This window comes from Prevotella sp. tf2-5 (assembly GCF_900115435.1).
In the GTDB taxonomy this organism is placed as follows: Bacteria; Bacteroidota; Bacteroidia; order Bacteroidales; family Bacteroidaceae; genus Prevotella.
Genome location: NZ_FOWK01000003.1, coordinates 215,853 through 241,648 on the forward strand (window position 1 = coordinate 215,853; position 25,796 = coordinate 241,648).

At 46.8% G+C, this 25,796-nt stretch carries 19 protein-coding genes; 6 read left to right on the forward strand and 13 right to left on the reverse strand.

All coding sequences use genetic code 11. The annotated features are described in order from the left end of the window. Positions 1–82: 82 nt before the first annotated feature. Complete coding sequence (locus tag BM257_RS04635; protein WP_092068909.1) at positions 83–832, reverse strand: exodeoxyribonuclease III; 750 nt, start codon at positions 830–832, stop codon at positions 83–85. Positions 833–1,236: 404 nt separating this feature from the next. Here BM257_RS04635 and BM257_RS04640 point away from each other — a divergent pair, with 404 nt between their 5' ends. From BM257_RS04640 to BM257_RS04650, 3 genes are all read left to right on the forward strand, one after another. Then, the gene (locus BM257_RS04640) at positions 1,237–5,007 is read left to right on the forward strand and encodes a C10 family peptidase (protein ID WP_092068912.1); all 3,771 of its coding nucleotides are present in this window, start codon (positions 1,237–1,239) and stop codon (positions 5,005–5,007) included. A 212-nt stretch (positions 5,008–5,219) separates the two neighbouring features. Beyond that, on the forward strand, positions 5,220–5,858 hold the full coding sequence (locus BM257_RS04645) for a T9SS type A sorting domain-containing protein (protein ID WP_143096748.1): 639 nt from the start codon (positions 5,220–5,222) through the stop codon (positions 5,856–5,858). 216 nt (positions 5,859–6,074) lie between these two features. Continuing rightward, on the forward strand, positions 6,075–10,754 hold the full coding sequence (locus tag BM257_RS04650) for a leucine-rich repeat protein (RefSeq protein WP_092068918.1): 4,680 nt from the start codon (positions 6,075–6,077) through the stop codon (positions 10,752–10,754). A 108-nt stretch (positions 10,755–10,862) separates the two neighbouring features. On the opposite strand, the gene BM257_RS04655 is transcribed toward BM257_RS04650, so the two are convergent. From BM257_RS04655 to BM257_RS04670, 4 genes are read right to left on the reverse strand one after another with little or no spacing between them, the layout of a single operon-like run. Beyond that, positions 10,863–11,645 (reverse strand): M15 family metallopeptidase, encoded by a 783-nt coding sequence (locus tag BM257_RS04655; protein WP_092068921.1) that lies wholly within the window; start codon positions 11,643–11,645, stop codon positions 10,863–10,865. Beyond that, positions 11,645–12,061, reverse strand: coding sequence for a YARHG domain-containing protein (locus BM257_RS04660; protein ID WP_255405540.1), 417 nt, complete (start codon positions 12,059–12,061; stop codon positions 11,645–11,647). The genes BM257_RS04655 and BM257_RS04660 overlap by 1 nt, the downstream gene beginning before the upstream one ends. 26 nt (positions 12,062–12,087) lie before the next feature. Beyond that, a complete protein-coding gene (gene ribH / locus BM257_RS04665) occupies positions 12,088–12,558 on the reverse strand; it encodes a 6,7-dimethyl-8-ribityllumazine synthase (RefSeq protein WP_092068924.1) in 471 nt (156 codons plus the stop codon). After that, the gene (locus BM257_RS04670) at positions 12,558–13,211 is read right to left on the reverse strand and encodes a YfgM family protein (protein WP_092068926.1); all 654 of its coding nucleotides are present in this window, start codon (positions 13,209–13,211) and stop codon (positions 12,558–12,560) included. The genes ribH and BM257_RS04670 overlap by 1 nt, the downstream gene beginning before the upstream one ends. 182 nt (positions 13,212–13,393) lie before the next feature. On the opposite strand from BM257_RS04670, the gene BM257_RS04675 reads away from it, so the two are divergent. Next, the gene (locus BM257_RS04675; protein WP_092068928.1) at positions 13,394–14,512 is read left to right on the forward strand and encodes a DNA replication/repair protein RecF; all 1,119 of its coding nucleotides are present in this window, start codon (positions 13,394–13,396) and stop codon (positions 14,510–14,512) included. Next, positions 14,505–14,795 carry a DciA family protein gene (locus tag BM257_RS04680; protein WP_092068931.1) on the forward strand — a complete coding sequence of 97 codons (291 nt, stop codon included), beginning with the start codon at positions 14,505–14,507 and terminating at the stop codon, positions 14,793–14,795. Before BM257_RS04675 ends, BM257_RS04680 begins: the two co-directional genes overlap by 8 nt. 3 nt (positions 14,796–14,798) lie before the next feature. Here the strand turns inward: BM257_RS04680 and BM257_RS04685 are convergent, their stop codons facing one another. The 4 genes from BM257_RS04685 to BM257_RS04700 are packed head-to-tail and all read right to left on the reverse strand — an operon-like array spanning position 14,799 to position 19,519. Further along, complete coding sequence (locus BM257_RS04685) at positions 14,799–15,335, reverse strand: 5-formyltetrahydrofolate cyclo-ligase (protein ID WP_092068934.1); 537 nt, start codon at positions 15,333–15,335, stop codon at positions 14,799–14,801. After that, entirely contained in the window at positions 15,332–16,981 is a 1,650-nt protein-coding gene (locus BM257_RS04690; protein WP_092068937.1) for a S41 family peptidase, read from the reverse strand. The genes BM257_RS04685 and BM257_RS04690 overlap by 4 nt, the downstream gene beginning before the upstream one ends. Next, positions 16,962–17,408, reverse strand: a complete 447-nt coding sequence (locus tag BM257_RS04695; RefSeq protein WP_092068939.1) for a dCMP deaminase family protein — start codon at positions 17,406–17,408, stop codon at positions 16,962–16,964. Before BM257_RS04695 ends, BM257_RS04690 begins: the two co-directional genes overlap by 20 nt. A gap of 5 nt (positions 17,409–17,413) precedes the next feature. Further along, positions 17,414–19,519: a M3 family metallopeptidase gene (locus BM257_RS04700; RefSeq protein WP_092068942.1), complete on the reverse strand. Its 2,106-nt coding sequence runs from the start codon at positions 19,517–19,519 to the stop codon at positions 17,414–17,416. Positions 19,520–20,067: 548 nt separating this feature from the next. Between BM257_RS04700 and BM257_RS04705 the strand changes: the two genes are divergently transcribed. Continuing rightward, the gene (locus tag BM257_RS04705) at positions 20,068–20,547 is read left to right on the forward strand and encodes a nucleoside deaminase (protein WP_092068945.1); all 480 of its coding nucleotides are present in this window, start codon (positions 20,068–20,070) and stop codon (positions 20,545–20,547) included. A 65-nt stretch (positions 20,548–20,612) separates the two neighbouring features. On the opposite strand, the gene BM257_RS04710 is transcribed toward BM257_RS04705, so the two are convergent. From BM257_RS04710 to BM257_RS04725, 4 genes are all read right to left on the reverse strand, one after another. Continuing rightward, complete coding sequence (locus BM257_RS04710; protein WP_092068948.1) at positions 20,613–23,075, reverse strand: glycoside hydrolase family 94 protein; 2,463 nt, start codon at positions 23,073–23,075, stop codon at positions 20,613–20,615. Between the two features lie 84 nt (positions 23,076–23,159). After that, on the reverse strand, positions 23,160–24,188 hold the full coding sequence (locus BM257_RS04715) for a CapA family protein (RefSeq protein ID WP_092068951.1): 1,029 nt from the start codon (positions 24,186–24,188) through the stop codon (positions 23,160–23,162). 6 nt (positions 24,189–24,194) lie between these two features. After that, positions 24,195–24,764, reverse strand: coding sequence for a C40 family peptidase (locus BM257_RS04720; RefSeq protein WP_092068954.1), 570 nt, complete (start codon positions 24,762–24,764; stop codon positions 24,195–24,197). Positions 24,765–24,809: 45 nt separating this feature from the next. Further along, on the reverse strand, positions 24,810–25,766 hold the full coding sequence (locus BM257_RS04725; RefSeq protein WP_092068957.1) for a peptidoglycan DD-metalloendopeptidase family protein: 957 nt from the start codon (positions 25,764–25,766) through the stop codon (positions 24,810–24,812). Positions 25,767–25,796: the final 30 nt, after the last annotated feature.

Here is a 25,796-nt window from a genome sequence, read left to right on the forward strand (position 1 = left end):
CTGAAAACCGCGACAAAGATACAAACTATTTTGTTTAGTGGTTCTTTTCTTTTAACTCTTTTAACTCTAAACTTTTCAACGATTATCTCAAATCCAGTTCCACAGGGCAATGGTCTGAGCCATAGATCTCCGTGTGTATCTTTGCGTCAGCTATTTGTGGAAGCAGGCGTTCAGAGGTTACGAAATAGTCGATACGCCATCCGGCATTCTTCTGACGAGCCTGAAAGCGATAGGACCACCATGAGTAAGTGACCTGCTCAGGATAGAGGGTTCGGAAGGAATCAATGAAACCACAGGCAAGCAGATCACTGAACTTCTCTCGTTCCTCGTCTGTAAAGCCAGCATTCATCCGGTTTGTTTTGGGATTCTTCAGGTCTATCTTCTCATGGGCGACATTCAGGTCACCACACAGGATAACAGGCTTCTTGGCATCGAGTCGCTTCAGGTATGTACGGAACGCATCTTCCCATGACATACGATATTCAAGTCGTTTCAGTCCGTCCTGCGAGTTGGGGGTATAGCAGCAGACGAGGAAGAAATCTTGCATCTCTAGAGTGATGACACGTCCCTCATGGTCGTGCAGGTCAATGCCGATACCATATTCTACATTCAGGGGTTGATGCTTAGTAAAGATAGCAGTACCTGAGTAGCCTTTCTTCTCGGCATAGTTCCAATAGGAGGTGTAACCCTCAAACTGTAAGTCCAGCTGTCCTTCCTGCATCTTGGTCTCCTGCAGACAGAAGAAGTCTGCATCCAACTCTCTGAAAATATCACTGAAGCCCTTGCCCTCGCAAGCCCTCAGCCCATTTACGTTCCATGAAATAAATCTCATATTTATAAAGCCTTGTATTGTTTCATTTTTTTTCTTTTTCTTTATTGGCATGTATCATAGTATAACTATTATAGTTATTGTCAGATGAATGCCATTTGTGTTGCAAAGATAATGCAAACCGGGGAAATACCCAACGGATATGGTGTTTTTTTATAAATTCCTCTGCTGCATTGAATAAAAGACAGTTATTAATGGTGTTGAGAAAAGATCTCTCACAGAATTTGTTTAGTTTATTCTTTTGTATCTTTGCAACGGAGAATGTATCTCAGTCACGCTCAGAAAAAACAATTCTCTTTGAAAAAGAAAAAAATCTCCCAATGTCTTTAGTTATTCATATTTTTTTCTTACCTTTGTAATTGTGAATTACCAATCGTGTAAAAATCAATAACTAAAAACGTAGTTTTATGAAACACTTCCTACTTCTTATCAGCCTCTTCATCAGCACAATGATGATAGCAGGTCCAGTGGACCAAGAGACCGCGAAGCAGAAAGCGATGAACTTTGTCGCTAACAAGATGGGGCAGACAACAGCCCGGAGAAACATGAAGGTCACGAGTAGTGGCGTTCAGAAGGCTAGCAACCGTTCGGCTGCACGTGACTATTTGCATATCTTCAATATCGACGGTGGCGGCTATGTCATTGTTAGTGGCGACGACCGTACCGAGGAAATCTTGGGTTATTCGACCACAGGAACCTACGATGCCAACAAGATGCCTGACAATATGCGTGCTTTCCTGCAGGAATATGTGGATGGCATCCAGTATCTGGATGACCATCATATGCAAAGCCCTAAGGTAAAGACCCCTCAGGAAAAGGTAAAAGGCGCCACAAGAAGAGCGCCCAAAGCGAGCATTGAACCGTTAATCAAAGCTAGGTGGAATCAGGGCGAGCCTTTTGACCAATACTGTCCGGTTTACAACGATGAGCACGCTGCCACTGGTTGTGTGGCTACAGCCTATGCACAAATCATGAACCACCATAAGTGGCCTAGCAATACTACTACGGAGATTCCTGCTTATACCTCAGGTACCAGAGGTTTCAATCTTGATGCCGTCCCCGCAGGTACGGCGATTGATTGGAACAACATCAAGGACAAGTATGGCTGGGTCAATGAGAATGGCAATTGGAATCAATACACCTATACCGATGCAGAAGCTCAGGCTGTCGCCAACCTGATGAAGCTTTGTGGTCGGGCGGTACAGATGGACTATTATTGCGACGATTACGGATCATCAGGTGCCGTAACAGCCAATTGTATTGCTGCTCTCGTGAAATATTTCGACTACGAAGAAGAAACCTGTAAATGGCTGGATCGTGTCAACTACAGTTATAGTGACTGGCAGGACATTATCTATGCAGAGTTAGCAGCCAACCGCCCGGTACTCTATAGTGGTCAGTCGGCAGGTGGCGGACATGCCTTTGTCTGTGACGGCTATGGCTCCGATGACTTCTTTCATATCAACTGGGGATGGGGCGGTATGTCTGATGGTTTCTTCCGCCTGCGTATATTGAATCCTGACGACCAAGGAATCGGCGGCAGCTCTACCAGTGACGGTTATGGCATGGGACAAGGTGCTGGTATCGGTATTCAGAAGAATGACGGAACATCATCTGGCTATTATGAAAAGATGTCGATGTACAACCTGACATATTCACAGACAACAGTCACGCGTACTTCTTCAACAGATAATTTCAGCCTGAGTAATTGTCTTACTTATTATGTTATAAACTCTACAAACGGTCCACAGACTTTTAATTTGTCTGCACGTATCTTAAACAATAGTGGACAAACGATAGAGGATCTGACGCTATGGACGAATAAATCCTTGAACGTAAACTATTATTCATGGTCGTCCATCATTCCAGATTTTGGCGCGAACTATGCGGATGGCAAATATAAACTAATATTTATAGCTCAAAACGAGGGTGAAACGGAATGGTATGCCCTTACTGGCAGTGAAACCATGTGTGTTGACTTCACTATCAGTGGTAACACGTTGGAGATGGCGGTTCCCAAGTTGGAAGTGAGTCATGAAATCGTGGGAGACCTCTCGGTAAACTCAGCACAGACCATCAAGATTAACATCAAGAATACGGGTATGAAGGCTTTACGCAGCGACCTTTATTATCAGATTAATAGTGGAAGTTGGTATCGTGGTGGATTCATCGATGCAGAGCCCAATACTACCAGTACTGTTGAGTTCCAATATACTCCAAAGTCCTCAGGTACCTATTCCTTCAATATTGATCCGCTGGGTTATCAGTTCAATATGGTCATTGGAGGAGGAAGTGGTGCACCCAATTTGACGGGAACATACAATGGAGCAACTCCTGCTATCCAATATGACAGCAGCTCCGATGTATATTACGTAAATGGAACCAGTACAACGGCCAGCTTTACTGTTACAAATACAGGTGATGGGGATTATAATGACAATATCGTATTTAATTATTGGTATTATTCGAAAAGTGCAGACAAATGGAAATACTATCAAGAGGCTGTCGCTTCTGTATCGATTGCAGCAGGAGCCTCTAAGAACTTTAATGTGGAGATTAACAAAGTCGACGATAGCGATTATTTGCTGTATTGTGTTGAGATGAATTGGTTGGTCAATGATGAAGAAACTTTCTTAGCCACTACGCCAGACTTTGAGTTTAGGGGAGGAGCATCAGGCGGTGACTATAAGCTGGTGGCTACTGATTTTGTCGGTATGCCCTCTCTTCAGTACAACACAGATGCTTATACCTATTATATAGAAGGCAATCAGGTGACCTTCTATACTGACATTACGAATACAGGTAGCGATGCCTTCTCTGGTGAGTTGAAGATAGAACCGTGTAAGCACTATGCTGGTAAAGGAAATTCATGGAATTATATTAACTATCCAACCTATCCTAAATACCAAAGTGTTAACTTGGAACCAGGTGCTACTCTAAGAATCACCGAAACTATTACTAAGAGTGATGAGACAGATGTTGACGGCTATTTCCTTCGCATAAAATATAAGGGAGGCAATGAAAGTGACTATGAGACACTGAAATATACGCCCAATTTCGTATTTATTGATGCTAACACACCTAATCTGGTATTCAAGAGTCTGGAAAACGACCCGGCATTGAAGTGGGATAATGATAAAAGCATCAATTATGTATATGGCGATAAACTCAGCATAAAGGTCTACATTTCCAATATTGGCGGTGGTGCCTTTAACGGAAAGATACGATTCAAATACTTTGGACGTAACTCCTCAGGCAACTGGGTGCAGATTAAAGACGCGACCACAGAGGACTTCTATGTGGCTGGAAAGTCAACAGCATCTGCTACCAGTGGCACTATTGAAAAGACCGAAGGCTATGACCAGTACACTATTAACTGTTTCTATATTGACCCGGCAACGGATACAGAGGTCTTCGTACGCCGAAATTCTGACTTCGAGTTCCGCACTGCAACAACCTACATCATTGAAGCCGGAGATTATGGCTGTAATCCTGAAATGAAGTATAAGAATGATGTATATTATATAGAAGGCAATAAGACCACTTTCTTTGGTGACATCAAGAATATTGGCGTTGAAACCTTCTCAGGACAGTTACTACTCACTAAGTGGTACCATAATGCCAACGGCTGGTACTCCGCTAAGGAGACTCAGGACATTAACATAGCAGCTGGCGAAACCAAACGAGTATATATTGATATGGAGAAACTCGATCAGGATGATGTCGATCTGTATGGTCTCTGGGTATACTATCAAGGACCTAATGAGTCAGACTTTGAATATTTGTTGGGAACGCCTGACTTCGAGTTCCGTGCCTCCAGTGTTATACTTGGCGATGCCAACGGTGACGGCAGTGTCAACGTGACGGACATCGTGGCAACGGTCAACTACATCATGGAGAAGCCGTCAGCAGACTTCAATGAAGAGGCTGCCGATGTCAACCAGGACGGTTATGTAAACGTGACAGACATCGTGGGTATGGTAAATATCATCATGGAAACTGCCTCCAGAAGGGATGCCGATGTTAACAAGCAGGCATTCAGCGGAAAGAGTATCATGCTGAAGAATCTCGGAATAGATGGCAAGGTTTTGTTCGACACCCTCAATAATGAAAAAATCAGCAATAATGCTGAGATTGGAAAAGCGACAGACATCCACCAAGAAGGTATGGTGAAGTAATTTATTAAAATATAATAAGGTGTAGGGGGACAAAGTCTCCCCTATACCTTATTTAATAACAAGATAAACTAAGGCATCTAAGAAAAAAACATCAAAAATTTGTTAGTTTAATACCTTTTTATTATCTTTGCAACGGAGTATGTATCTCTAGCTCATAAGAAAACAATTTAAACGTAATTATATGGAATAATTTTACTTATAGATTAAAGAATATGAAAAAGTTATTGTTTTTTGCAGTATTTCTGCTTTCCGCCATGAACATGATGGCACAGGATCAGCTTTCAATTAGCGACTTCGGTATTGAAGCTGGTGAAAAAAAGGCTATTAATGTCGAACTGACCAATTCAGACGAAATTTGTGCTGTTCAGTTTGACCTCGAATTGCCTACGGGTATCAGCATTGTTGTAAAAAGCAATGGTAAGCTGGATGTGAAAGTGAATAAAAATCGTCAAGAAGAAGAGGACGATGATCACACCCTTACTTCAAGTAAGTTGGAAAGTGGCGCCTATCGTTTTCTTTATAAGTCAGACACCAACATGCCAATTGTTGGTACTAGCGGAACACTTATCACGATTAATTTAGTAGCTGCCTCTGACCTTGCTGCAGGTTCGCTGACTGGTACAATGAAGGATATACTTTTGGTTGAACCGAATGCAACACAACACAAACCTGGTAACGTTACTTTCAGTGTAACTGCAACAACAGGTATTAACGAGATTGAGCTATCCAATGAGAATCCTGCTACAATCTACGATCTGAAGGGCAATGTTGTTCGCAAGAATGCAACGTCAACAAATGGTCTTGCTGCAGGTGTCTATATCATCAACAGCAAAAAGGTGATTGTGAAGTAATTTTTTAAAGATTTACATAAACAAAAAGGCATTTCCAACCAAATGGAGATGCCTTTTCTAATAGGTATAGTCCGTCCTTACTAAGTATTCTACCATCCTATGGAACAAGATATTCCATCCTATGGAACAACAAAAATGATGGTGTTATTTTGTTATATGCTTATTTATTTGTATCTTTGCAATCAAAATAAATAATAACCAAAAACCCATAATAAAATGAGAAAAGTATACATTGTTCTGATTAGTCTTTTCTTCTCTTTAATGTCATTTGCAGGAGAAGTGACAGAAGAGCAAGCCTTTCAGAAAGCCCAACAGTTTATGAAAGGCAAACAGTTCAAGCAGACAAACCTGCGTCGTGCATCCTCTACCGGCGATAAAGCCTACTTTGTATTTAATGTAGAGAACAATGGAGGTTTCGTCATTGTTGCTGGTAATGACCTCATGCCAGAGGTGTTGGGATATGCCGAACAAGGTAATCTCAACTTGTCCAAGGTGCCTGACAATGTGAAATGGCTCCTTGACTACTATGCCAGAATTGCCCAGTCAATGAAAAAAAGTCCAATGGACAAAATCGTCTACGAACGTGTAGCATCCAGACGCAGAGCCAGTGCTCAGTTGTCGGAACTCATACCTCTGATGAAGACTGAATGGGATCAGACTGGTGTCTACCAACAACATTGTCCTGAAATTGGTGGAAACAAGGCACTTACAGGTTGTGTGGCTACTGCGATGGCACAGGTAGTCAATTTCTACCAGTGGCCGCTGAATAGCGTGCGCTCCGCAGTGGGTTACAAATCCAACAAAGATGACAAGAGCAAACCTCAGTTGGAACTTGAGACATTGCCTGCCCGTAAGTTCAACTGGTTCAATATGTCTGATGATGATATCGCCTGGCTGATGCGTTATTGCGGTCAGTCGGTCTTGATGAATTATAACACAGACGAATCGTCTGCTTATGCAACTAGTATTCCAGGAGCTTTGATCTCTGTTTTCAACTTCAGTAAAGGTGCCGACATAGTGAATCGTAATGAGTTTACTGATGAAGAGTGGGAGCAGGCCCTCTATCATGAGATAGAACAGGGACGACCGGTGATCTATAGCGGTTATAAAAATAAATCGGGTCACACCTTCGTGTTGCATGGCTATAAGGACGGTAAGTTCTATATTAACTGGGGATGGGGCGGCAATCTGGACGGTTACTTCGCTTTGACAGCCCTGACCCCTGGAAGCATGGACTTTACAGAGGAGCAGAATGCCGTGGTTGGTGTACAGCCAGCCTCTAACAACGATATTAACTACGATGAGAAACCTGAGATTGGCTTCCGAGAGGTACATCTGGAAAAACAAGGACAGTTGGCTTCGCTGCTCCCTGAGAGCGAACGCTATCTTATCAGTCGTTTGAAGATTACAGGTGAGATTGGCGGTAAGGATTTTGATGTCATCCGCGATATGTCGAAGGACAAATATGGTCAAGGAAACCAAGGACGTCTGGCGAAACTCGACCTGTCCGAAGCCCGTATTGTAGGCGGTGAAACGTTTATGGAAGGTATTCGTACTGTAGAAGACAATAAAATAGCCGACGACACTTTCTCAAACTGCCATACGCTTACTTCTATTCTATTGCCTCCAACGATAACCTATATCGGGCAATATGCCTTTTCCGGTACTAGCTTGACTGAGATGACGATTCCTAGAGATGTAGATTTCATATATGGTAATGCGTTCGCATTGCATGGAATAAAGACACTTATAGTTGACGAAGGAAACAAGAAGTTTTATTCACAAAATAATGTTATCTATGAGAAAGCCACAGGCAAGTTAATAAGAGGTTGTCAGGCATCTGGTATTCCTGAGGGAGTCATAGAGATTGGTGATATGGCCTTTCAGGATGCTGGTCTTGAGAGCATCGTGCTTCCTAAGAGTTTGAAGAAGATTGGCGAACGTGCCTTTATGGATAATGAGGTAAAGGACATCTATATTCCTGAGGGCATTGAGCAGATAGATCGTGAGGCTTTCCTTAGATGCAGAATGGTGTCAATTACCGTTGATGCAAAAAACAAATATTATGATTCACGCGACAACTGTAATGCAATTATTGAGACTGCTACCAACACGCTGATTCAGGCCTCAGATGCTACTGTCATTCCGAACAGTGTGACAGCATTGGGACGTTCCTCTTTCTCTTATGTGAGAACCAAAGTGGTCGATATTCCACAAAGTGTTAATAGTTTCGGATCAGGTCTTTTTGTATATTGTGATGCAACAACCTATAAATTGCCATTCTCAGAGCCTCCAGCCCTTGAAGATGATTGGATATTAGGTCCTGGAGATTTAAACTATATCAAAGAGTATGCTCGTCTCATTGTGCCAAATGGAACGAAAGAGAAATATTTAGCCGATGATAAATGGGGTAGCGTATTTACTCATTACGACAGGAAAATCCTTGAGGTCTCAGAGTATGAGACACAACGTGCGCTGACAATCAATGTTGAAACAGCGGGAACGTTGGAATCGAAGGTTGCTGATAAGAAGGGAGTTACCGAGGAACTGAAAGTCACAGGTAATATCAATGGTGATGATATTAAGACTTTGCAGGGTATGTGCGGACAGTATGGTATGCTGTCAGCTATCGATCTTTCGGACGCAACCATCGTAGCTGGTGAAGGTACCGTTGCCAATGTGCTACCCGAAGGAGCTTTCCAGACCACAACAGCCCTTGAGCATATCGTGCTGCCAAAGAACCTGACGGCTATTGGTTCTTACGCTTTCCAGGATAGTGGTGTGGAAGAGCTGGTACTACCGAAAACTGTTAAAGAACTGGGACGTGATATCTTCTACTATGCCCGTAACCTCAAGGCATTAAGTGTGGAAGCAGGCAATTCTGTATTCGATTCACGAAATAATTGCAATGCGATTATTGAGACAGCTAATAACACCCTTCGTATAGGTTGTGTTAATACTGTCATCCCTACTACTGTAACAGCTCTGGGTGATATGGCCTTTAGCGGTAAGCCTGGTCTGAAGGAGATTGAGATTCCTAATTCTGTTACATCTATCGGATGGGCTGCCTTCTGGGCTGATACGGAACTGACGGAAGTGAAAATGTCAGCAGGAATTACTAATTTGGGCGATTCGCCCTTTGGTGCATGTGACAGAATCACTTCAATCGTTATAGATAAGGCCAATCCTAAATATGACTCACGCGACAACTGCAATGCTATCATTGAGACAGCTACCAACACCCTTATTCAAGGTTTCTCCACTACGAAGATACCTGAAGGTGTTAAGACGATAGCTCCTGCCGCTTTCCGCAGTTTGTCTACACTTATGGAGATTGATATTCCTGCCAGTGTAGAGAAGATAGAACCCGAGGCTTTCCTCTATTGTAACCAGATGACGAAGGTGGTAAGCCATATCAAGAAGCCTTTTGCTGTTTCATCGATGGTGTTCAGTGGTTGCAACATGAAGCTAGCCAAACTCTATGTACCCTATGGAACGAAAGAAGCTTATGCAAATACCCCAGGATGGGATAACTTCACATATATCATTGAGATGGATCCTACAGCAGGTGAATACCCACAGCATGCTGCCAGCGTGACTTCTACCGACTTCGGTAAGGCTTATGCTGCACTGAACGGAGAGGTTTCTGTTCCCATCACAATGTTGGGAGAAGGTATTGAGCCCATCACCAGCATCGACTATTCCATCACAACAGGTGGTCATTCAACGGCTTATCATCTGGAGTTGCAAGACCCGATTACCTTCATGAAGAGTGTCGAGGTACTTGTTCCTATCAAAGCTGATGATGCTACGGGCGAGAGCGATAAGGTGTTCACACTGACGAAGGTCAATGAGGTTGCCAATGAAAGTACTACAGAGAATATGAAAGCCTCTGGTAAACTGGTCACCGTGGTGAAGAAACCAAAGGTGGTTCCTGTTTTGGAGGAAGCAACAGGTACTTGGTGCGGATGGTGTGCTCGAGGCATTCCTGCATTGAACCTATTGAATAAGATCTATGGCAACGACGTCATTACTATTGCCGCTCATGGCGGAGGTTCAGGCGATCCTATGATTTTGGATAACTATCAATTGAATGTGTCGGGTTATCCAAGTTGTATGATCAACCGTGGAGAAGTCATGGACCCCTACTATGGCAGTAGCGATCAGTCCTTCGGTATCAGTCGTGAGGTAGAGGCTGTACAGCGTAGTTATGTCCCTGCTGGTATCGAGGTTGAGGCGGAATGGGCTGACGAAAGCCAAAATTCCATCAAAGTCAAGACCACGACGACCTTTGTCGATGATGTCAAAAATGCTAACTATCGAATTGGTTATATGTTGCTAGCAGATGAACTGACCGGTGATACACCAGAATGGGAACAGTCGAACTATTATTCTGGCAGTACTGTCAAGGATGAAAATCTGGAAGAACTAACCAACAAGCCTTCAAAGATTAAGGATGCCGTTTATAACAATGTACCTGTGGCTGTATGGGAACCGTTTAACGGCATTGAGGGGAGTGTTCCCACGACCATCACGAAGGACGTTGCTATGGAGCACACTTATACGCTTGATATCAAAGATAACACCCGAATCCAGAAAAAGCAAAAGCTGAGCGTTGTCGCTCTCCTCATCGACAAGACAACTGGTAAGATCGTCAATGCTGCCAAATTCAAGTTCGAGAAGGATAATTCCTCTGGTTCAAATGATCTTATCCAAGGTGATGCCAATGGGGATAAAGCGGTTAATGTGACCGATATTGTTGAAACGGTCAACTTTATCATGGACAAGCCATCTGCGAAATTCGTCAAGGAGGCAGCGGACTTGAATGGTGATGACGAAATTAATGTGACCGATATCGTGATGATGGTGAACATCATCATGAAAGGCAATAACTAACAATCTTTTAAAAAGTGTAAGACCATCGCAAAGGGGTAGGAAACCTGCCCAATGCGATGGTCTTACACTTTTCTTATAGTCACGATAATAATTCTCGCGGCTGTAATCTTATGGATTTGCCATCAATATTTCTGGTCGGAACTCGAAGTGCATGGTATCATAGTGATACCAGCGACCGCCCCAGATAAAGCCGTGCTTCTCGAAGATCAGTATCAGTTCCTTGGGGAACCGGTTGGCATAGACAATCTTTTCTGTTTCTTTCTTGCCAGGATTTTTCCACAACCAGTAGTCGCTCTTAGCGACGGCGATGTCAATAGTCATGCCATAGCTGTGGGCACTCTGACGGTTGGCACCCCTGACCTTACGCCAGTAGAAAGAGCCCGAGGACTTCAGATAGGAACGCAGCTCTGGGTGTTTCTCCAGTTCTCTGGCGACAGCCCGGAGACTGTCAGCAGCTCCGTTGATAGGGGTAAAAAGAACTTTTTCCCCAAACCAGGAGACGGTGACGAGATGTTTCCTGACTTCCGCAGCCGAGGATCCATACATCTTCTTGAAGAGTTGCTCACAACGACTGCGTCCTGCGTCTTGCAAATACTCTGGTGTCCATGATTTCCTGTCGTATTTGAAGGCGAACATATCCTCTGGGTCGGCATCGTCCAGTTTCTGTTCGAACGACTTCTTCCGTCCGTCGTCATACTGCATCTTCGTACCGTCAGACATCAGTAAATAGCCATTCTCATAACCCTTGATGAAATTAGGATAGGCTTTCATCAGGATCTTTGCCCCTTGGGGAATCGATGGTTGTGCTGACGCGGGGACGGCAGTAAAAAAGATAACAGCCACACTGAGCATACCTGCCAGTGCAGCTGTTGTTTTAAAGAATCTCTTCATTATTCGTATTTTAATAGGAATGCAATGTTTGCATTCTCATATTTATTAAACTCTCCTGCAGGAATCTCGTTTCGTGTTCCACGATACCAACTCTGCTGCTCGAAATACTCACGCAGAGCGGCATCCTTGAAGATGCGTCCATGACGAGCGTAGATGGAATTCTTCAACACACGAATCTGTCCACGGTCGTAACCGCTGATGTCATCATAGTTGATGTAGCGGGTGGAGAGATAGTCGTACTCTGTTCCCCATACTACGTTAGCATTCTTTTTCACCTTCTTCGTCTTCACAGCCTTTGTGGTTGTCTTGCGAGGAATAGAAGGGATGTCCTGTGCACTTGCCTCCAATACAGGAGCAAACAACATGGCAGCCATCAGTCCGATGACAGTCATCATTTTCCTTGTGTTTAGTTTCATAGTCTTTGGTGTTATTTAGTGAGACATTAGAACTTTGCCATCTTGATAGCTACCACGGCACATTCGTCACCTTTATTTCCGAGTCTGCCACCTGCACGGTCTTTTGCCTGTTGCATGTCGTTAGTAGTCAACAATCCATAGACGACAGGGATGTTATTGGTAGCATTCAGGCGGGCGATGCCTTGCGTGACTCCCTGACAGATATAGTCGAAATGGGGAGTCTCACCACGGATGACACATCCTAAGATGATGACGGCGTCATAACCGTCGTTGAGTGTCATCTGACGTGCACCATAGATGAGCTCGAAAGAGCCGGGTACAGTCTTTACGTGGATATTCTCAGGCAGTGCGCCATGCTTCTCCAAGGTAGAGCGGCAGCCTTCTAGCAAGGCACCTGTTATCTCAGGGTTCCACTCTGATACCACAATGCCGAAAATCATATTCGAGGCATCGGGCACATTCTCAATATTATATTCTGAGAGGTTCTTGGTAGCCATTACTTAGCAGATGCGCGTTCGATATACTCGTCGATCGTCTGATACTGCATAGAGTTGAAGTACTTATCCTTCACCTCCTGATACAGTTTCAGTGCCTCGTCTTTCTTACCCTGGCTCTCCAGGATCTCACCAGCTTGGATGAGGAATGTTGGAGACAGAGAGTTGTTGTCAGCCATAGAAGCAGCTTTCTTCAAGTGCTCCACAGCCTTGTCGAGCTGGTTGAGGTTAGCATAAGCGTTACCCAGTGCACCTTCAGCGGCGGGAGAGATCATTGCGTCACCTTTGCCACTGAAGTTCTCCAAGGCATTGACAGCCTCCTGCCACTTACCCAGATTAGCCTGACAGAGACCCATGTACAGCTGTGCCAGGTTGCCGGCATCAGTAGAGCCATACTCATTGGCAATTTTCTGGAATCCAGCGAGTGCCTTGTCATATTGCTCCTGATCGAAAAGCTCCTGGCTCTTAGCGAGTTCTGTACTTGCCTCGTTCTCACGTGGGGTGAGGTAGTAATTATTGAAAAGGATAGCGCCTACAACGATGATAATCACTGCGCATACGCCAATCATGATAGCTTTCTTGTATTTCTCGAAGAAAGCTTCTGCTTTGCTTACCTGCTCCATCTCAGGAGCAGCTTGTTGGTTCTTGTTTGCCATTATTATTGTATTCTTTTTAATGTTCGTACATAAATCGGCTGCAAAGGTACAAATAAGTGAGTAAAAAACCAAATTTATTTGAGTTTTTTCGAACGTGAGTACCTTTGAATTTATTCAGAGTTACAAAATAATTATGAATTATCAATAACTGATTGCGAAAAAAATCGTACCTTTGCACCATAATGATACTTAGGAAACTCTCCATACTCAATTATAAGAACATTCGTGAGGCTACTCTTGAGTTGTCGCCGAAGATGAATTGTTTCATCGGACATAACGGAGTGGGAAAGACCAATGTCCTGGATGCCGTGTATTATCTGTCGTTCTGTCGCTCTGCGTCTAATCCCATAGACTCACAGGTCATCCGTCATGACGAGCCTTTCTGTATGATAGAAGGTGAGTACTCCGAGAACTCTGAGAACTCTGAGAACTCCGAGTTAATCTCCGTTGGTATGAAACGGGGACAGAAGAAGCATTTCAAACGCAACAAGAAAGAGTATAAGCGGTTGTCGGAACATATCGGACAGATTCCTCTGGTGGTCGTCTCCCCATCTGATACCTTATTGATAGAAGGAGGTGGTGAGGAACGCAGGCGATTGATGGATATGGTCATCTCGCAATACGACCGGTCATATATCGATGCCCTGTCACGTTATAATAATGCCCTCCAGCAGCGGAACACCCTGCTCAAACAGGAAGATCCGGCTCCCGACCCGATGCTTCTTCAAATATGGGAGGAGCAGATGGCTGAGTCAGGGGAGCTCATCTACCATCGGCGTGATGCCTTTGTACAGGAGCTGGTACCTTTGTTCCAGCAGTTCTATGACAAGATATCCTCAGGACGGGAGATGGTGGGACTTGACTATATTTCTCATTGTCAGCGCGGTCCATTACTGGAGGTCATCCAACGAGACAGGCATAAAGACCTTGCCGTGGGTTTCTCCCTTCATGGTATCCATCGGGACGACTTGGTATTTACCTTAGGCGGGCATCCTATGAAGCGGGAAGGTTCCCAGGGACAGAACAAGACGTATGCCATTGCCTTGAAACTGGCACAGTTTGACTTCCTCAAGCGAACAGCCTCCCAGACGACTCCCTTGCTACTGTTGGATGACATCTTTGACAAGTTGGATGCGGAAAGGGTGGAGCAGATCGTACACCTGGTGTCCGGTGATGCCTTTGGACAGATTTTCATCACAGACACCAATAGGGATCATCTGGACCAGATACTCAAGAACAGTGCCTTGGACTATCAGATATTCGAGGTGGATAACGGAGAAATCACGAAGAAAGATGTTTAAGCGGAATACAGAAACACTCAAGGATATCCTGTTGCGTAACCTTCGTGAACAAGGGTTGGAGACACCGTTGAAACAGAAACGGCTGGTGGAGGCGTGGCCGGGGGTGGTAGGTCCAGTGATTGCCCGTTATACGCTTAATACCTATATCTACAACCAGACGTTGTATGTCCGTCTGTCAAATCCTGCCCTTCGTTCTGATTTGTCGATGATGCGAGGGGAACTGGTCAAGAAGTTGAATGCGGTAGTTGGGGAGCAGGTGATTACCGATATCCGTTTCAGTTGATGTTCATTGGGCATTCGCCGTAATGATCTCATCCATGAGGATGTCATACTCGTCAGCAGGTACCTCGTCCATTAAACGGGAAGGAAAACACACCCCTATCTTATAGACAAGCGGGACTTTTGACAGGAAACGGTCGTAATAGCCTTTACCCCTTCCTAAGCGGTGCCCGTCTCTGTCGAAGGCAACACCTGGCACAATGGCAACATCAATTCTCTCATAATCAGTAAACAACGTCCCTGTCGGCTCCATGATGCCAAAAGCTCCTTTCCGCAGGTCCTCCTTTCCCGTATATCGGCGCACCTCCATCTCTGTGTCACTGATGACACGGGGTAGCAGGACAGTCTTTCCCTTATTGACCAGTTCGTCGAGTAATCCTTGTGTGGGGACTTCATCGGGCATACTATAATATATTAATAAGGTATGTGACAGCATCACTCGTGGATGATTCCTCAACTGGTCGATAATAGATGATGCCTCGGCAGAGGTACCTGTAGTTCCCCTTTGCCGAAGCATCCTACGCATATCTTCTTTGCTGGTCATGCAGCTTTCTTGTTCTCCTGTTTCCGTGGGGCTGCAGGGAAGGCTTTCTGATCCTTGAAGACCTTCTCCGTCTCCTTGATGGCAGGGTCATCAGTATTGATATACTCTACCCACGCCTCTTCACTCATCATGTTATAGATGACGCGGCTGTTGATATAACGCTCCAGGAGCAGATGGGAGCGTTGTATCATGAGGTTACGGCGTTTCAGTCCGTTCTTCTCGGCATAAGAAGCGAACTTCTCGACCATATTCTGTTTGGTAAGGTATTTCTCCAACTCTTTCCAGGAATGGTACTCACTCAGTTTCTGCCTGTTATTGTCCGTATAGTCGAAGGCGAACTGCAGGATGAGTCCGCTCATGGATGCCTGTTTGTAGTAGGAGGTCACATCAGTGGTGTCCTCACCTACGAAGATGTCAGGAGTGATACCGCCGCCACCGAACACCTCACGTCCGATACGTGTCTTATAGGCGGGACCGGTATGCTTGATACTGTCTTGCGAGAAGAACTCCCCATGCTGGTAACGTGCCATCAGGTCTTCCTCATAGTCCTTGTTGTCACCGGATACATAGGGCTTCTGGATACAACGACCGGAGGGTGTGTAATAGCGGGCGATGGTCAGACGGATCATCGACCCGTCATTGAAAGCCATAGGCTTCTGCACCAGTCCCTTTCCAAACGAGCGTCGTCCGATAATGGTACCACGGTCGTTATCCTGGATGGCACCTGCCAGGATCTCACTGGCAGAGGCAGAGCCTTCGTCGATAAGGATGACGAGTGGTATCTGCTGGTAGGAGCCGCGTCCGTCACTGCGATAGTCCTGTCTGGACTGTTTACGTCCTTGTGTATAGACGATCAGTTGTCCTTTAGGCAGGAACTCATTGGCAATCTGTACTGCCGACTCCAGGTAGCCACCAGTGTTGCCGCGCAGGTCGATGGCAAGGTTCTCAAAGCCTTCCTGGGAGAGTTTGGCAAGGGCTATCAACAACTCAGGATAGGTATTCTCACCAAAGTTCCTGATACGGATATACCCTGTCTTGTTGTCCAGCATATAGGTTGCTGTGACACTCCTTGTAGGGATGTCACCACGGGTCACCACAAAGTTACGGATAGTTTTCTCCTTATTACGTATGATACCCAGTTTCACTTTCGTGTCCTTAGGACCTTTCAACCTGTGCATCGCCTCCTCGTTGGTCAAAGTCTTTCCTGTGAACGGCTGATCGTCCACCATCACGATCTTGTCACCGGCGATAAGACCGGCACGCTCCGAGGGACCATTCTTGATGACGTTCTGCACATGGAGGGTGTCATGACGGATGGTAAACTCGATACCGACTCCCGAGAAGGATCCTTTCAGGTCGTCGTTGGCAATCTGCATGTCCTTGGCTCCGATATAGACGGAGTGGGGATCGAGCTCAGAGAGGATCTGAGGCATCGCCTTCTCCACGAGGTCATTCACATTGACAGTATCCACATACTGGTCGTCGACCAGTCGCAGCAGGTTGTTCAGTTTGTTACTGCCGGAATTGATGATACTCAGCCGGTTGCCAGAGAAATGGTTGGCGTAGAAGGTACCGATCAGGATACCCACCACGACACTCACCGCCATCAAAAAAGGCATAAAACGGTTATTCTTCTTCTCGTTCATCTTCGTCAGGATTAAGGTAGATAGTTTCTATGCCGGCACGCTTCAACAGGTCGACACCGTCTGTCAGGCGATACTGCTCGCCGTAGACCACCCGTTTGATGCCTGCCTGGATAATCAGCTTGGCACATTCGATACAGGGGGAGGCTGTGATATAGATGGTTGCCCCGTCACTATTGTTGTTGGAGCGGGCGAGTTTGGTGATGGCGTTAGCCTCGGCATGCAGCACATAGGGCTTCGTCACGTTATTCTCGTCCTCGCAGATATTCTCGAAACCGCTGGGGGTACCATTATAGCCGTCACTGATAATCATACCGTTCTTCACGACCAGTGCCCCCACCTGTCTGCGCTGACAGTAGGAGTTCTGCGCCCATATCCTTGCCATCTTCAGGTAGCGCATGTCAAATTTGTGTTGTTTCTCGTTATTCATACCTCTTACTTCTTACCTCTTTTAATACCGTTTCGCTTGAGTAACGCGTCTATTGTCGGCTCTCCGCCACGGAAGCGCTTGTAGAGCGTCATCGGATGCTCTGTGCCACCACGGGAGAGGATGTTGTCCCTGAAGCTCTGCGCCGTCTTCTGGTCGAAGATGCCGTGGCGTTTGAACACGCTGAAGGCATCAGCGTCCAGCACCTCCGCCCATTTATAGCTGTAGTAGCCTGCCGCATAGCCGCCTGCCATGATATGTGAGAACTGCACGGTCATACAGGTGTCTGGTAGTTGCTCCCCCAATATCGCCTTCTTCCACGCTTTCTTCTCGAAGGAGATGATATCATCGGTAAACGCTTCCTTCTTGGTATAATAGGCAAGGTCGAGCAGTCCGAAACTGACCTGTCGGAGACATGCCGTCGCTGCCATGAAGTTACGGCTTTTCACGATACGGTGGATCAGCTCGTCGGGCAGTGGCTCTCCTGTCTGGTAGTGGAAGGCGAAGGTACGGAGGAAGTCTTTCTCGATAGCGAAGTTCTCCATAAACTGCGAGGGCAGTTCCACGAAGTCCCACCAGACATTGGTACCGCTGAGGCTCTCGAAACGGGTATTGGCGAACATCCCGTGCAGCGAGTGTCCGAACTCATGCAGGAAGGTCTCCACCTCACCGAGTGTCAACAGGGCGGGCTTCTCGTCAGTAGGTTTCGTCAGGTTCATCACCACAGAGACGTGGGGACGGATATTCTCTCCTTTCTTGGTAATCCACTGTCCTTGGTATTCTGTCATCCAGGCACCACCTTGTTTTCCCTTGCGGGGATGGAAGTCGGCATAGAAGACGGCAAGATAGGAGCCGTCCTTGTCGAACACCTCGTATGCCTTCACGTCGGGATGGTATACAGGGATGTCTTTGTTCTCCTTGAAGGTGATGCCATAGAGCCGGTTGGCGAGTCCGAAGACACCCTCGATGACCTTCGACAGCTCGAAGTAGGGTCGCAGCATCTCTGCGTCGAGGTTGTATTTCTTCATCTGAAGCTGATGGGAGTAGAAACCGGTGTCCCAGGGCATCATTTTTAGTTGAGAGTTGAGAGTTGAGAGTTGAGAGTTGTTTTTCTTAAACAGTCTTATCAGCTCCTCACGCTCTTTGATAGCGGTGGGCTTATAAGCGTCGATAAGGTCGTCAAGCAGTCGGTAGACATTCCGTACGTTCGATGCCATACGATGCTTCAGCACATAGTCGGCATAGGTCTTGTATCCCAGCAACTGGGCTATCTCCCTGCGTAGGTTGATGAGTCGCTTACAGATCTCGATATTGTTCTCACTATTGTCGTGGGTACACTCCGTATTGCGAGCCATATACATCTGTTTGCGTAGCTCACGCTGTGTGGAGTAGGTCATAAAGGGCGAGTAACTGGGCATGTCGAGGGTGAAGAGCCATCCTTTGTCACCATAGGCTTCCGGCTCCTGGCTCCTGGCTTCCTTCCATGCTTGTGCGGCAGCCTCACGGGCGGTGTCGGGAAGTCCGTCCAGCTGTGCCTCGTCAGTGATGCGGAGCGTGAATGCCTTGTTCTCTTTCAGCAGGTTCTGCGAGAACTGCAGTGAGAGCATGGAAGCCTCCTCCGTCAACTGGCGCAGCTTTGTCTTTCCCTCCTCATCCAGCAGGGCACCACTGCGTACGAATCCCTCGTAGCAGTTGTCTAACAGCATCTTCTCCTCGGCTGTCAGACGACGATGGTGCAGATGTACCTGACGGATGCGCTCAAACAACTGTGGGTTCAACCGCATGTCGTTGGCATGCTGGGTCAGGATGGGCTGCATCTTCTGGGCGAGGGCGTCCATCTCATCATTGGTCTCCGCACTCAGCAGGTTGAAGAACACGGTAGATACCCTGTCCAACAGGTCATAATAGCCATCGCCCTCGTCAAAGGGGTTCAGAATGGTATTGTCGAAAGTAGGCTTCTCAGGGTTGTTGATGGTCTTCTCCAGATACTCGTTGTCTCGTCGGATACCCTCCATGAAAGCCTCCTCATAGTCTTCCAGACGTATGCGGTCGAATGGCACTGTGTCATGCAGTGTCCCATAAGGTTCTAAAAAGGGATTTCTATGCTCACTCATACTAACGCTCTCATTTTGACCGACAAAGGTACATCTTTTTCTTGAATACCACAAGTTTTTTTACTAGAAAGTAAAAATACGGTGCCGGCAGTCTTGCATCACTTGTTCCGATATCTCCTATGAGTGATACCAGACATCACTATAGGGGTATAACAGATACTGCCATAACTATTGGGAAGCATTGCCATGACCTATGATGATGGTACCTTGGTTGACTTTTAAGTTATAAAATTTTTTCCAGAATCCCCTAACCTCCCACTAAAAATGCCGCAAACATCGATAAATAAAGGGCGCAAGACCAGTTGGAGGTTCTGACAACCTCCCACTAACGTCCAACCCACCTCCCACTATGTTAGAGGTTAGTGAGAGGTCAGTTAGAGGTTAGAGCAACCTCCAACTGCCCGCAAACGCCCTGTACATCGGCGTTTCAGAAGAAAACAGTTGGAGGTTAGGGGTTTGGAAGGTTACTATGTTTTTTTCGAATTACGATGTTTTTTTTATTGGTATCTTCGTATATTTGAGAAAAAAGATGTATCTTTGTCCTAACAATGAAGACGACGAAAGAAGATTGTAAGTTCATGGGCGAGGCGATTCGGCTTGCCAATGAGAGTGTCCGCCATGGTGGCGGTCCGTTTGGTGCTGTCATCGTGAAGGATGGAAAGATAATCGCAGGCAGTAGCAATAGTGTGACTATTGATAACGACCCGACGGCTCATGCGGAGGTGAATGCGATTCGTGAGGCATGTCGAAAACTCGGCACATTCGACCTCACAGGTTGCAGGATATATACCTCGTGCGAGCCTTGTCCGATGTGTCTGGGTGCTATCTACTGGTCACATATTGAGCGTATCTATTATGGTAATACGCGCAAGGATGCCCGTGATATCGATTTTGCCGACGATTTCATCTATGAGGAATTGGATAAATCTTTGGATGAGCGCACCGTGCCCATCATTCCCATGATGCGTGATGAAGCCCTCGAGACCTTCCGTCTGTGGCGTGAGAAGACGGACAAGATCGAGTATTAATTAAAACAATAATTCCCTCTGTCGTAATAACAGAGGGAATTTTTGAATGGATAGGTTGTATTGGCTTACATCGTTACCTCTACGGCATGTTTGCCTGTAGAGTAGGGGATGATGTTGCCATCGATGGGCTTGCCGTCAACGATCATCTGCTTGACACCAGACTCCTTGCCGTCAGGGTTCTTGACGGTGATGGTGTATTCGGCATCACGGAACTTACGCTGGATGGTGTACTCCTTGGCAGTCGTCGGCAGACAGGGGTCTATCTGTAAACCGTCGTACTGAGGTTTCACACCCAGGATATATTGACTGACGGTCAGCCACATCCAGGCAGCAGTACCTGTGAGCCATGAGTTCTTACCCTCACCAGGCTTGGCGGCATCCTTGCCGGCTACCATCTGGCAGTTGACGTAAGGCTCTACCTTGTGCAGTGTCTGGTATTTCTCCTCCACGTAAGAGGGAAGGATCTTGGCATAGTGGCTCCATGCGTCGTTACCACGTCCGGCGATGCACTCGCCAATGATGACCCAAGGATTGTTATGGCAGAAGATACCGGCATTCTCCTTGTAGCCCTCTGGGTAGCTGGAGATCTCACCATATTCATAGATATACTTAGTGAAGGCGGGGTTGTTGAGTACCATACCATGCTCGCACTCCAGGTATTTCTTACAGGAGTCGAGAGCCTTAGCCACCATACCGTCCTCGGCACCGATCTGTGCCATCGTACACCAGCCCTGGCTCTCAATGAAGATCTTCGCCTCCTCACACTCGTGGGAGCCGATCTTATTGCCGAAGAAGTCGTAGGCACGTAGATACCACTCACCATCCCATCCGTCTTTCTTCACGGCGGCAATCATGGCGTCGATAGCGGCTTGCATACGCTTCGCTTCCTCGGAGTACTCAGAGTTCTTTGAGTTCTCGGAGAGTTTCTTACACAGCTCGACATACTCTTTTGCTGTCACTACGAAGAGACCGGCGATCATCAGTGACTCTGCCTTGGAGCCCTCGCTCTTGTTCTCTGTGGTCTGGAAACTCTCGTTAGGATCCCATGAGAAGCAGTTGAGGTTCAGACAGTCGTTCCAGTCGGCACGTCCGATGAGTGGCAGCATGTGAGGACCAAGGTTCTTGATGACATGGTCCATGGATACCTTCAGGTGCTCGAAGAGGGTGACCTCAGAGCCTGGCTGGTTGTCAAAAGGCACCATTTCATCGAGAATCGAGAAGTCGCCCGTCTCCTTGATATAGGCAACGGTACCGAAGATGAGCCAGCATGGGTCGTCGTTGAAACCACCGCCGATGTCGTTGTTTCCACGCTTGGTGAGTGGCTGGTACTGGTGGTAGCAGCCACCGTCCGGGAATTGTGTCGATGCGATATCGATGATACGCTGACGGGCACGTGGCGGTATCTGATGAACGAAGCCCACGAGGTCCTGGTTGGAGTCGCGGAAACCCATGCCACGTCCCACACCGCTCTCGAAGAAGGAGGCGCTTCGTGAGAAGTTAAAGGTCACCATACACTGGTACTGGTTCCAGATATTCACCATACGGTCGAGTTTGTCGTTACCTGTGTGCACCTTATATATATTAAGAAGGGCATCCCAGTACTGACAGAGTTCTGTGAACGCCTTGTCAACCTTCTCAGTAGTGTTCAGCTTCTCGATAGTGGCATGCGCCTTGTCCTTGTTGATGACCTGTGGGGCAGCGAACTTCTTGTCCTGCTCGTTCTCCACATAGCCCAACAGGAAGATCAAGTCACGGGACTCACCTGGCTGCAGCTCCACCTCGATATAATGTGAGGCGATAGGGCTCCAGCCATGAGCGTGGCTGTTGCGGGGCTTACCCTCCATGACAGCATCAGGATTGGCAAACTCATTATAGAGTCCCACGAAGGTCTCGCGATCGGTATCGTAACCCTGTATCTCTGTGTTCACATGATAGTACGCATAGTGGTTGCGACGCTCACGATACTCCGTCTTATGGTAGATGGTAGAACCCTCTATCTCCACCTCACCCGTTGAGAAGTTACGCTGGAAGTTCTCCATGTCGGTAGCGGCATTCCACAAGCACCACTCCTCGAAGGAGAAGAGCTTCAGCTTCTTCACCTCTTTACTCTGGTTAGTGAGGGTTAGTTTCTGCACCTCCGCCCATGTCTTCAGGGGTACGAAGAAGAGTACAGATGCCTCCACGCCGTTCTTACGTCCTGTGATACGGGTATAGCTCATGCCATGACGGCACTCATAGAAGTCGAGGGGAGTCTTGCATGGTTTCCAACCAGGATTCCATACGGTACCGTTGTCGTTGATATAGAAATAGCGTCCACCATTGTCCATGGGTACGTTATTATAACGATAACGGGTGATACGGCGGAACTTCGCGTCCTTATAGAAGGAGTAGCCGCCAGCGGTGTTAGAGATCAGTGAGAAGAAATCCTCATTGCCTAAGTAATTAATCCACGGCCACGGTGTCTTCGGGTCGGTGATCACATACTCACGGTGTTGGTCGTCAAAGTGACCATAGCGCTTATTGTCCATATCATGTAGAGATTAATAGTTATTAATGAGCTACAAAGATACGAAGAAGCGGGCGAATTACAAAATAAAATGTATGAATTTTTGTTATTTCTTCAATGTGATGTTGCCGTTGCGGTCGATAGTGGCTTCGCTGTGGGGTACATCACTGTTGGTGAGGTTCATCATCTCATGTGCCACATGCTGATTGGCATCCTTACGGGGACCAATGCCCTTCTGTTGGAGGAAAGAATGAATCTTACCACTGAGGAAACGTCCTTGCTTGTCGATTTTGATCTCGACTACGGGAGAGTAGGCGGAGATACCGGCAAGACTCATGCCGTAGGGTGTGCAGAAATTACCAAGGCTGTAGGCGATGAAGCGACCTTTATAGACCTCTGTGGCACGTACCACATGAGGACCGTGACCATAGACGATGTCAGCACCGTTGTCAATACAGAAATGGGCAAACTCACGAAGGGAGCCGCGGTCCTCTCCCAAGAAACTCTCCGCACCTTGTGGGAGATGACTCTTGGAACGTCCCTCGGCACCACCATGGAAGGAGACGATAATGATGTCCGACTTCTTCTTCAGGTCGTCGATGATACGCTTGACGGTCTGTAGGTCACGATGCTTGAGGGTGTATTGGTTATGCCCGAAGGCGCATAAGCCAAACTTGATACCATTTCGTACGACGATGGCGGACTCCACATGTCCTTTGATACCGGCATACTTGATATCCTGCAGGTTCAGTTGCTTCTCTGTGCTGGCAATGCCCTCGGCACCGAAGTCGTTGGCGTGGTTGTTTGCCATACTCAGGAAGTCGTAGCCAGCCTCTTTCAGTAAATGTGAGTAACTGGTTGGTGTACGGAAGGAGTAGCTGTTTGGACCACCGCTCTTCGTGCTCTTACCTCCGTCCAGCAGGGTGCCCTCCAAGTTGCCGACAGTAATAGTGGCGCGTTGCAGGATGGGTTTCACATCTTTAAAGACCTCCTCCCCATTCTTTGGAGGCAGTGAGATACCGGGGTAGGTCGTACCCATCATGATATCACCTGTCATCGCAACGGTGATATCATCAGAAAAGCAGGCTACTGTGTAACCTGCTAATATTGTTAATAGGAAAAGTCTTATTCTCATAGTGTCTTATCTTGCTACACGACGAACCCCGATATAACGGCGGCTGTAGTTGCCGTCCGTGGAAGAACTGATCTTCACTCCGTTCTTGGTACTGGCATGGATAAACGTGAAAGTATTCTCAATGGGGTCGTAGTCGAGAATGATTCCCACATGTCCTACGTTGCGACCAGAGTTAGGACTGGTGAAGAATACAAGGTCGCCAGGCTGCATCTCCTCACGACGGATGGGGATGTTACGGGCATACTGGTCACGGGAGGAACCTCCAATCGCGATGTTGTTCTGTCTGTAGACATAACTGGTGAAACCAGAGCAGTCGAAGGCATTGGGACCTTTGCTGCCTAAGCGGTAACGGGTACCGATAAAGGAGGTTGCTTGCCTGAGGATATCATCTGTCGAGGCAAAACTCATATTGACATTATAGTCATCAGCATAGAGGAAATCGAAATTGTCGATTTCTTCATATACCGCCTCTGTACGTTGGATTTTCTTTGCTTTCTTTTTCTTGCCCTTTGCTAATGCTACATCCATAGAAGACAGCAGCATCAGTAAGATGCATAACATGATTTTCTGTTTCATTTAGATTTCTTTGGTCAACGGCTTCACGCCGTGAAGGGTTGTTGGTTAATTGTATCTGAGGATCTGACCTGCTCTGATACGGGTATTTGCTTTGATATGGTTCAACTTACAGATAGCACTGACCGTCATACCACGCTTGCGGGCAATGGAGGACAGTGTCTCACCCTTTGCCACTTTGTGGAAACGGGTGGCATGAGCCCTGACTTTCTTGGAGCTTGCGGGTTGTGCGGAAGCATAACTCTGCTGTGGGATGTCGAGGTCGCCATTAACTGCTTTGCCACCTACGCCACGCAAACGGGTTGCCTCAGCTGACTCATGGTTGTAAGTAGACTTGCGGAATACGTAAAAGTCACTTACCACATCCTGATTCTTGAAGTCGAACATCAAGGCGGGATTCAGTGCGATACCACACAGGCGGGTCTCGAAATGGAGGTGAGAACCAGTACTACGACCTGTGTTACCACCCAGACCGATAGGATTACCGGCGCGAACTTCCTGCTCCTCAGTCACCAGTTGCTTGGACATGTGACCATAGATTGTCTCGAGTCCGTTATAGTGGCGGATAACGACATACTTACCGTAGCCTTTTCCCTCATATCTCACGATACGAACCTTACCGCTGAAGGCAGCGCGGATGGTATCGCCGATATATACTTTGATATCGAGTCCTTTGTGCTGACGTCCCCAACGGGCACCGAAGTTACTGGTCAGTACACGGCTAGTAGTCGGCATGCAGAAACCACGGAGGTCAATACGGAAGGTGTCTGGAAGAACAGAAGCCTTGTGAGCATAACGGTTGTTCCAGTCGTTATAGAGATCGGCTGCGGGAGATTCATAGCTCTCAGCCTGGATAAGTCTGTGGAGTGCCATGCTGTCGACGGCTTTCATCTTGCGGTCTATGGGGGCTTGTTTTGCCAACAAATCCTGTCCCATGGCGGGGACTGCTAATATAGTTAAAACGGTTGAAAATGCAAATTTTTTAATTACTTTTTTAGTCAGCATAATAACTTTTTTATGTTCGAAATAGTTCCC